This window comes from Streptomyces sp. SID9727 (genome assembly GCF_010550605.1).
GTDB lineage: Bacteria > Actinomycetota > Actinomycetes > Streptomycetales > Streptomycetaceae > Streptomyces.
On the sequence record NZ_JAAGNI010000216.1, the window covers coordinates 1 to 2,453 of the forward strand.

Consider the following 2,453-nt stretch of genomic DNA (forward strand, 5'->3'; position numbering starts at 1 on the left):
TCGCGCAGCAGCGCCGCCAGTTCCGTCGCGGCCGGTCCGCCGGCGGCGAGCGCGGCGAGCACCGGGTAGGTCTTCTTGCCGCGCCCGAGGTCGCCGTGCACCGGCTTGCCCGTGACCGCGGGATCGCCCCAGATGCCCAGCACGTCGTCCGCCGCCTGGAACGCCACGCCCAGGTGGCGCCCCGCCGCGGCCAGCGCGTCGGCCTCCGTGCGCCCGGCGCCCCCGAGCAGCGCGCCCAGACCGGCGGCGCAGCCCAGCAGCGCACCGGTCTTGCGCTCGGCCATCCGCCGGTACTCGTGCGCCCGCACGGCGTCGGGACCGGTCCAGGGCCGCGACTCGAAGAGCAGGTCGTCGGCCTGGCCGTGCACCAGGTCGGTGAGGGTCCCGGCGAGCAGCCGCAGCGCCGGCGCGCACTGCTTCCCCGGCGCGTCGGTGAGTGTCCGCACCGCCTGGGCGAACAACGCGTCCCCCGCGAGGACCGCCGGACCGGTTCCGTAGGTCTTCCACGCGGTGGCGCGCCGCCTGCGCGTCTCGTCGCCGTCCATGATGTCGTCGTGCAGCAGGGAGAAGGTGTGGATCAGCTCGACGGCGACCGCTCCGGGCACCGCGTCCAGGGCCTCCGCCCCGACGGCCTCCGCGCCGAGCACGGCCAGCGCCTGGCGCACGCCCTTGCCCCGGGCGCCCGGCACGTCGTCGCCGTCCACCCCGTCCCACCCGAGCGAGAACGCGGTGATCTCGGCGTGCCACGGGTGCAGTTGGCGCACGGCCCGGGCCAGGGCGGGGCGGGCCAGGGCGCGGCAGCGGGCCAGAATCCGCGGTGCGGTCACCGGAGAGGCCGTCGGAGACGTCATCGCCCACCGCCCGTGTCCGCCGCCGTGTTCCCGGCCCGCTCCACGCCCAGCTCCGAGTACGCCCGGTCGACCATGTCCCGGGCGTTGAGCAGCCCGATCCGGTCGAGTGTGGTCCGCAGGGCGTCCAGGTCGGCGGCGGTCTCCCCGGCGTCCCGCCCGAGCCGGGCGAGCGACTTCACCAGCCCGAGCCGCGCCAGCGCCTCGCCCCGGGGCTCCGCCATCGCCCGGAACTCCTCCAGCGCCCCCGCGTAGCCCTGCCGGGCCTCCTCATGGCGTCCGGCGCGGTAGAGCACGTTGGCGCGCATCTTGTGGTTGTACGCCAGGGCGCTCGACAACTTCATCTCGCGACAGGTGACCTCGGCCTCCGCCAGCAGTTCCAGCGCACGGTCCGGGTCGTCGTCGCGTACGGAGATGATGTCGGCCATGCCGCGCAGCGCCCAGGCCCGGCCCCGCCGGTCGTCGGCGTCACCGGCCAGCTGGGCCGCCTCCTCGAACATCGCCAGGGCGGTGTCGAGGGAACCGGTGTTGCGGTGGATCTGCGCTATGCCCTCCAGGGCCCAGACGGTGTGGCGGGCCTCGCCGCGTGCCCGTGCCTCGGCGAGCAGCTGCTCGTGCAGCGCGGCGACGGTCCGGTAGTCGCCCTGGATGCGCCCGGTCTCCGCGAGGCCGGCGAGGGAGTAACCCCGGGCGACGACGTCCCCGCCCTTCTTGCCCATGTCCGCCGCCAGGCCCAGGAGCCGGAACGCGAGCCGGAGCCGGCCGCGCTGGCGGGCCAGCGTGCCGCCGCTCCACAGGGCCCAGGCCATCGCCCCGGCGTCGTCCGCCGCGCGTGCGGCGCGGTAACTCGCCTTCCACGCGGCGTCCGCGTCCCGGACCTGGCCGAGCCTGCGGTGCGCCTCGGCCACGGCGAGAGCGGCGCGGGCCACGTCCCGGGCGGAGCCGGAGCGTTCGGCCTCCGCCAAGTGGCGTATGCCCTCGGCGAGTACGTCCGTGAGTGAGGCGTTCACGGACATCTTGGTGAGGGCGCCCTGGTATTCGGGCGCCAGTGCCTTGCTGTGCATGGATGCCTTTCGCGCGGGCACGGGCGGCCCGGCCCTCACTATGCAGCGCATGTATACACGTAGCGCATAGTTGGCCGGATTTCCGGTCCGTGCTCAGGGGGGAGGGGCGAGAGTGGTCGTGTGTGCGGCGTGCCGCCTTGCTGTGGATCAAGACCGCGGATCGGCGCCCGGGGTTGCCTCGCCCCGGGAATTGTCGTCGGAGCGGCGGCCGGGCGTGTTCCCGGCAGCGTCAGGCGGACCCCTCGGCCAGGTGCTCGACGAACCACGCGCGGGCCCGCTCGGCGACGTGGTCCAGCGTGCCCGGTTCCTCGAAGAGGTGTGTCGCGCCGGGGACGACGTCGAGCCGGTTCTCGCAGCGCAGCTCCGCCTGGGCCCGGCGGTTCAGGTCCAGCACCTCGGTGTCCCGGCTCCCCACGAGCAGCAGCGTGGCGGAGCGGACCTCGCTCAGGCGGGCGCCCGCCAGATCCGGCCGGCCGCCCCGCGACACGACCGCCCCGATGCCCGTGTCCCGGTCCGCGCCCACGACGGCCGCCGCCTGGAG

The 2,453-nt window shown here is 75.5% G+C and carries 2 protein-coding genes and 1 pseudogene; all 3 read right to left on the reverse strand.

What is annotated here, in order from left to right:
- On the reverse strand, positions 1 to 851 hold an 851-nt coding region (locus G3I41_RS14175), incomplete at its 3' end, for a polyprenyl synthetase family protein (RefSeq protein WP_164400564.1).
- A complete protein-coding gene (locus G3I41_RS14180; RefSeq protein ID WP_164400565.1) occupies positions 848 to 1,912 on the reverse strand; it encodes a tetratricopeptide repeat protein in 1,065 nt (354 codons plus the stop codon). The genes G3I41_RS14175 and G3I41_RS14180, both read right to left, overlap by 4 nt.
- A 229-nt stretch (positions 1,913 to 2,141) precedes the next feature.
- A pseudogene (locus tag G3I41_RS14185) lies at positions 2,142 to 2,453 on the reverse strand (phosphoribosyltransferase); the annotation flags it as partial.